Genomic DNA, 6,925 nt, shown 5'->3' on the forward strand with positions numbered 1-6,925 from the left:
CGCTCTTCTGCTACGGGAATGTGCTATCGCAGAAGCCAACCGTTGAAGCGTTCGGTCGCTGTGTTGCGGTGTTCCAGCCAGTACGGATCGGAAGCGAGCGACATCTTGCTGAGGTTCTTTGGCGAAGTTGGCAGGATTTTCGCACGATCTTCTGAAATGAAATCATAGGCTTTGAGGTTGGTTGGACCATAAGCCAGATATTCAGTGAACTTTGCCTGCTGTTTGGCCCGAGCGCAGAATGCCACGAACTTCCGCGCCGGTTCGGCTTTCGGACTACCCTTTGGAACAACCCAGCCTTCGATCGAATACAAACCCTGGTTCCAGACGATATCCGCCGGGGCACCGCTGTCGATCGCAGCCTGGAAACGAGCATTCCAGCCTGCAATCATGTCAACTTCACCGCTTTCAAGCAACTGTGTCGATTGTGCACCGCCAGTCCACCAGACGTCGATATGGTCCTTGATTTCATCAAGCTTACGAAAGGCGCGGTCGAGATCTAGCGGATAAAGATCTTTCGGATCAACACCATCGGCCATTAACGCGATTTCCAATGTGTCCAGTGGATTCTTGCGCAAGGAACGGCGTCCCGGAAACTCTTCAACATTCCAGAAATCAGCCCAGCTTGCCGGTGCCTTCGGGCAGGTTTCCCTATTATATGCAAGCACGGTCGAATAAACGTCAGTGCCAAGCATATTCGAATGCACCGCTTCGGGCATCACATCGGCGACATCGCCAGCAGGAATGTCGAGCGGCTCAAGCAGCCCATCGCGTTCGAGGATAAGACGAGCAGAAAGGGTCGCCGTACAGACATCCCAGATGTAAGAGCCGGTTTCCACAATCGATTTGAACTGAGCAGTCGGCTCCGCGTCGCGTGCAACGCTTTGAATCTCGATGCCAGTTTCAGCGGTGAAATCGTCGTAGAAGGCTACACGGTAGCCCTCTGCGAATGGTCCTCCCGGATCAGCGACAACCAGACTTTGATTTGCCCATGCCTTACGGTTGACCATGGGCAATGCCAGTGCTGCTGCTCCTCCGATAAGCAAGGTACGACGACTAATTTCAAAAGAAGACTTTTTCATTTTATCCCCTGTTATCATTCGACGAGCATCGCGTGTTCGCCAGGCTATCCGGTTCATTTAGTTGAGCCGTGCAGGCCTTGCTTCGTCTGCTGTTCGGTGACCCGACAGCCGGGTCACGGCATGTGGAGGCTTATGCCCCCACCTTGCGGGATGCACGCTCGGCGAAGAATTTTTCCATCATGGCTTGCGGCTCGCCAGTCGCGTAGGCTTCGGTCTGGATGCGAATACCGGACTGCATGGCTTCATCGAAGCCCTGTAGGGTCACTTCGGCAATTCGCTGGCGGTTGAGGCGCATGGCAACCGGAGGCTTGCTCGCAAGAAGCCCGGCAAGTTCGAGCGCCGCGTCCTGCACCTTTTCGGCGTCAACCAGACGCGAGATCAAACCGAAAGAATAGGCTTCTTCTGCGTCCAGCATACGGCCGGTGAGCGTCAGATCGATCGTGCGCGAGAGGCCGATGATTTCTCGCATGATCCAGTTACCGGTCACTGTCGGGATGCCCGAATTGATTTCCGGCTGGCCCATAGTCACCCCTGGATGGGCAACGCGAAAATCGCAAAGAAGTGCAATCTGGAATGCAGATCCGGCAGCAACACCATTCAAGGCTGCGACGATGGGTTTTGAGGAATCACGAAATAGCGAATAGAGTGCTTTCCATTCGTCCATCCAACCTTCCGCACTGGAAGCACTGAACGCCTTGCTTTCGCTGAGATCCTGACCGGCGCCAAATGCACGGTCGCCCGCCCCCGTAAGAATTACAGCGCGAATCTCGCTATCTTTTTCAGCCCCCCGAAGCGCTGCGATGAGCTCGTCACGCATGGCCTTGTTCCATGCATTGAGCTTCTCCGGTCGGTTCAAGGTAATGCGGCGAACGGTCCCAATCGTTTCGGTGAGAATAAAGTTGCTCAACTGCGCCTCCGCTATTGCAATGCGATATTTATTATTGTAAAGAAACAAAGAAACCGATGCACGTCAAGGGAAAGTTGCGATTCCACGGAATTTTCAGGAAAGATGAGGTAAAAGTTGGCAATAAATTTGCGTCGATAAGATCGAAACTGATATTTTGTTATTAGATTCCGAAGGAATTTATGGCGTAAGGATGACAGAATTGACGACCAGCAAGAAAAAATCCGACCCATTAATGGTCCAGTCCGTAGCGAAGGCTTTCAATATCCTCCGCTCCTTTGATCGTTATAATCCGGCCATGACTCTTTCGCAGCTCGCACAGAAAGCCGGTATCGATATCAGCACGGCGCAAAGATTTGCTCATACTTTGCATCAGCTCGGCTATCTGAACAAAAACCCACAAAATCGCCACTATGAACTTTCAATCAAAGCACTGGACCTTGCCTATCATTTCATCGGCAGCTCAAAGCTCGTTGATCGGGCGATGCCTATATTGCAGCACCTCAGCAAACAGACCGAAGAGACGGTGAACCTCACCGTCCTTGATGGTCATGAAATTGTATTCGTGACGCGCTTTCTTAGCCGACACCTTCTGAATACCGACGTCATTATAGGGTCACGACTTCCGGCATTCTGCACAGCACCTGGAAGGGCGATCCTTTCTCGCCTCCCGCGTGAGCAGGTATCTGAAATACTTGCAGCTTCTGATTTGCGTAGTTTCACCCGCGACACACCGACCGATCCTGACCGGATCATGGCGATGATTGCCGAAGCGCGTGCCGCCGGTTTTGCCACCGCTTATGAAGAGATCTACCATGCCGACGCATCAATTGCCGCTCCGGTTACGCGGCCCAATGGCGAGGTTATTGGTGCAGTGAGTGTTGCGGTCACATTGGCGCGTTACAAGCGTGAAGATGTTCCAGCGAAATTTGCCAATCTCGTCATCGCAGCCGCCCATTCGATGTCGGTTAGCTAAAGCTCCGGCTTAATCTGCATTTTGATTGACAAATGAGAAAGCTTGGCCCTACCATTATGCCATAGTAAATATTGCAATGCAATAAATGGGGGCGCATCCATGGATGAAGGCCAATTTCTCTCTCTACGGGTCGGCAAGCAGCCTGACCTGACGATTTATTATGACCACCGCCCCATCCCCGCCTATCGCGGTGAGACTGTCATTGCAGCCCTGCTGCGTCAGCAGCGGCAAGTATCCTTTTCTGAATTCGACGGTGCGGCCAGAGCCGGTTTCTGTTTAATGGGTGCATGTCAAGATTGCTCGGTCTGGACGTATGAAGGGGAGCGGTTGCGGGCCTGTCGTGCAATTGTCGAGGACGGGCAAAAACTGTTGAGCCGCGCGCCTATGCACGGATTTTCAGCATGACATCCAGACAGTTTGATGTACCACCAGTCATTATCGGAGCGGGTCCGGCAGGACTTGCCGCTGCCGGAACTTTCGTCGAGGCCGGTATCCGGCCGATCATTCTTGAGGAGACCCGTTTTCCCGGCGGGCAGAGTACACGACGGCTTCATCCAGGCCTTGAAGGTTCCGGTCATAAGATTTTTGGTCGAAAGGCTTATGAAAGAACATTGGATCGCCAACAGGCAGAAGACACGATTCTATCGTGCTGCGATTACCGGCCCGGCACTATGGCATGGGCGGTTTATAACAATACGGTTTCGACAGTTGCCGGCCGCCTTCAGCAGGAGATACCCTATCGTCAATTGCTGATAGCCATTGGTGCGACTGACCGGATCATGGCAGTTGATGGCTGGCAGCTTGGAGGCGTCTACTCTCTGGGCGGGGCGCAGGTAGCACTCAAGACGCATGGGAGCGTGATCGGGCAAAGAATCGCCTTTGCCGGCTCATCGCCCCTGCTTTATCTCGCAGCCGCCCAATATGCGCGCCTGGGTTTTCGTAATATTACCATTCTCGACACGACCTCGCAGGGCGCAAAATATAAGGCGGCTTTGCTTATGGCACGTTATTCCCTGAAAACTCTGCTTGAAGGGATGAGCCTCATTGGTGAACTTAAATCAAGCGGCATTAGAATTATAAGTGGCATCACGCTCGCCGGGTTCGAAGGCGATGGTCATGTGAATGCCGTTATCTATACCGACAGGAAGGGCCGGACACAGCGGCTTGGATGTGATGCGGTCGCCTTTGGTTTCGGTCTTAAGCCGGAAACACAGCTGGCAGAACTTGCCGGGGCACAGATTGAATATGATCCCCATTTCCGACAATGGCTCCCGATGATTTCGGGAGATGGGCAAGCTCGCGAGGATCTCTGGCTTGCCGGTGATTGTGTAGCTATCGGGGGTGCCGAGGCTGCAGCCGGTTCCGGTCGACTGGCAGCCCTCGCCATGCTGAAACAGCAGGGCAAACTGATAAATCAGGGCGAATTCAAGAAGCTGCAGCATGAGGTCGAACGCTTGCGGAAATTTCAGCGCGCCATGGCTAATGCCTTCCGCTGGCCTTATGAAAATGCGTCATTATTGACGGATCAGACATTTGTTTGCCGTTGTGAAAGGGTGACAGCAGGTGAGATCCGTCAGGCGATCAGATCGGAGATCGCTCACACCGAAATAAACCGCATTAAAGCGATTACGCGCTGCGGGATGGGCAGATGTCAGGGCCGCTATTGTAACCAGACCTTGCAGGAAATCGCCATTTGTACTTCGGGCAGATCGCCGGAGACTGTTGGCAGATTACGTGCGCAAGCGCCTTTCCGCCCAATGCCGATTGGACAATGCGACCACGCTCTCATTCCGCGGGAGCAAGAAAATGCATAAGAAGCGCGAGGTCATCGTCATTGGCGGCGGACTATTCGGAGTCTCTACTGCCTATTTTCTTGCGAAAGCCGGACAGGACGTGCAGCTTGTGGAGAGGGGTTTTGTTGGCGCCGCCTCAAGCGGTGCAAATTTTGGCGGGCTGCGTCTGCAAGGACGGGCGCTTGAACAGTATCCGCTCTCCTTGCTCGCGCAAGAATACTGGGAGAATTTCGAGAAGGAATTCGGATCGCCCTGCGAGTATGAGCGAAACGGAATGATCTATTTCGCCCACAGTGATAAAAGCCGGAACAAGCTTTTCCAGTATGCCGATAATTCTCGTCAGTGCGGGCTTTCCATTGAAATGTGGGAAGGCGATGCCTTGCGCAAAAACCTGCCCTGGCTGGGTGGCGGTGCATTGATTGCATCTTATTCGCCGGCATGTGCGGTCGCCAATCCGCGTCTTGTCACGCCAGCCATTGCCCGCGCATTTCAAAAACGCGGGGGCAAAGTCATTGAAAACTGCGAGATAACGCAAATTCTTAAAACGAACGAAGGATTCGAGCTCACCAGCGCTGACGGTCAAAAATTTTCTGCAGAAATTCTCGTGAATGCAGCCGGTGGCTGGGCAGACAGGATCGCAGAGAGCTTTGGCGAAACGGTTCCTCTGTTTCGGGCTGGCCCCCCTCAATTTGTGACCGAACCGCTTCCTTACGTTCTGAAACCTTCCATCTACAGTATAGACGGCGATCTGATTATCCGCCAGATTTCGCGCGGCAATTTCATTTTTGCCGGTTATCCCCGCACTCTGTCGAATGAAGATGGCAAGTATACATTCGTTCCCCCTGCCAAGACCCGCAATGGTATGCAGGCAATAGGACGATTTATTCCGGCCCTCAAGGACGCAGAAATCATTCGTGTCTGGTCCGGGGTTGAAGCTTACCTTCCGGACATGCTGCCAATTGTTGGCGCATCCGAAACAACTCCGGGATTATATCACGCTTTTGGTGGCAGCGGTGGCGGCTTCCAGATCGGCCCAGCAGTTGGTCTCTGTCTGACCAATATGATCCTTGGTTATGAAAATCAGGTTTCCATTGAACCTTATAGTATCTCGCGTTTCAGATCGACCATCAAAGCAAGCGATAAACTGAGGTCGGAGTTCGACAACGTTCCGCCTGTCGGTGAGCATCGTGCGGGGGAAACAGCCTGATATGGATGGGAACGAAACGGGCTCGGAGCAGACAGTTTGCGTGATAGGAGGAGGGCTGCTCGGTCTGTTCTCCGCTCTCACACTTCAGGAACAGAGAAAGCAAGTCCACCTGATCGAACGGGAAGAGGTTGGCGGTCGTCAGGGTGCATCTTTTGGGAATGGCTGCTGGATCAATCCGGGCGCGATCATGCCAATTTCAGTACCGGGCCTGTGGCGTGAAGTTCCGGGTTATCTGATTGACCCGGACGGCCCGTTTACCGAACGCCTCAATCTCGGTCGGGCAGACAAAGGTGAAGTCTTTTGGCCAGAAAAAGATCACCTTCCATTTGCCAGCATCGCTTTACCCAGTAATGCGGATGAACGCATTGGAAGGTTCCGTCGATATGACGGCCTGCAGGTCGAAAGCAGGCAGTTTTGCGCCAATGGTCAGCTGATCTTGTTCTGCGTTTCTTTCTGGCTTTGATGTCACCGGGCAAAAAGCGGCTGTGTCCGCCCGTCCGGAAGGCGGCCCACAATTCATGTTCAATATCGACAGTCGCCGGGTACTCCGCGTTTCAGTCCACACCATCGCCGACGGAAATAGCCTCGTTGGAATCAGCAAGGATCGGCAGAGACAGCGAAAGCACAGGGCGACCGTTGCATTGAGTACCGTCGCCACCGCGTGGACGACGCAAGCGATCCTGATCGCCACCTGAATCGCTTGCGTCGAGGTTTCATACCGACCTGCGCCTTCCTGCACCCTCGCATCCTTTAACCACGGAGGCGGCAAGGCCGAACAACTCGAAATCCAACTGGTTGACCCCGTGCCGGGCGAGGCCGCCATGCGCGCGGCGTCGACCAGTTTTTCGTCGGTGAGAAGAAGCGCGTCATGTTCCAATACCTGCGTTAAAGCGGTGGCGTCGCTTTAACATATTTTCATTGATAGCGCTGATATTGGGTTGAGATGACCGAGCTACCCAATGCCGA

General features: G+C 53.6%; 7 protein-coding genes and 2 pseudogenes. 6 read left to right on the forward strand and 3 right to left on the reverse strand.

Annotation, left to right across the window (positions count from 1 at the left end; all coding sequences use genetic code 11):
* Positions 1-23: 23 nt before the first annotated feature.
* Positions 24-1,079, reverse strand: a complete 1,056-nt coding sequence (locus JNC70_RS20155; protein WP_104757319.1) for an ABC transporter substrate-binding protein — start codon at positions 1,077-1,079, stop codon at positions 24-26.
* A gap of 130 nt (positions 1,080-1,209) precedes the next feature.
* Complete coding sequence (locus JNC70_RS20160; protein WP_104757320.1) at positions 1,210-1,986, reverse strand: enoyl-CoA hydratase/isomerase family protein; 777 nt, start codon at positions 1,984-1,986, stop codon at positions 1,210-1,212.
* Positions 1,987-2,140: 154 nt separating this feature from the next.
* On the opposite strand from JNC70_RS20160, the gene JNC70_RS20165 reads away from it, so the two are divergent.
* The 5 genes and pseudogenes from JNC70_RS20165 to JNC70_RS20185 all read left to right on the forward strand — a co-directional run.
* Complete coding sequence (locus tag JNC70_RS20165) at positions 2,141-2,959, forward strand: IclR family transcriptional regulator (RefSeq protein WP_374788868.1); 819 nt, start codon at positions 2,141-2,143, stop codon at positions 2,957-2,959.
* Positions 2,960-3,058: 99 nt separating this feature from the next.
* Positions 3,059-3,364 (forward strand): (2Fe-2S)-binding protein, encoded by a 306-nt coding sequence (locus JNC70_RS20170; protein ID WP_104757321.1) that lies wholly within the window; start codon positions 3,059-3,061, stop codon positions 3,362-3,364.
* A complete protein-coding gene (locus JNC70_RS20175; RefSeq protein WP_104757322.1) occupies positions 3,361-4,773 on the forward strand; it encodes an FAD/NAD(P)-dependent oxidoreductase in 1,413 nt (470 codons plus the stop codon). The genes JNC70_RS20170 and JNC70_RS20175 overlap by 4 nt, the downstream gene beginning before the upstream one ends.
* Complete coding sequence (locus JNC70_RS20180) at positions 4,766-5,959, forward strand: NAD(P)/FAD-dependent oxidoreductase (protein ID WP_104757323.1); 1,194 nt, start codon at positions 4,766-4,768, stop codon at positions 5,957-5,959. The genes JNC70_RS20175 and JNC70_RS20180 overlap by 8 nt, the downstream gene beginning before the upstream one ends.
* Before the next feature lies 1 nt (position 5,960).
* Positions 5,961-6,131, forward strand: a pseudogene (locus tag JNC70_RS20185) (FAD-dependent oxidoreductase); the annotation flags it as partial.
* A gap of 75 nt (positions 6,132-6,206) precedes the next feature.
* Here the strand turns inward: JNC70_RS20185 and JNC70_RS20190 are convergent.
* A pseudogene (locus tag JNC70_RS20190) lies at positions 6,207-6,299 on the reverse strand (redoxin domain-containing protein); the annotation flags it as partial.
* Positions 6,300-6,444: 145 nt separating this feature from the next.
* Here JNC70_RS20190 and JNC70_RS20195 point away from each other — a divergent pair.
* Entirely contained in the window at positions 6,445-6,654 is a 210-nt protein-coding gene (locus JNC70_RS20195) for a hypothetical protein (RefSeq protein WP_146097140.1), read from the forward strand.
* The last annotated feature ends 271 nt before the right edge of the window (positions 6,655-6,925 follow it).

The sequence above is a fragment of the Brucella oryzae genome (genome assembly GCF_041929965.1).
Taxonomy (GTDB): domain Bacteria; phylum Pseudomonadota; class Alphaproteobacteria; order Rhizobiales; family Rhizobiaceae; genus Brucella; species Brucella oryzae.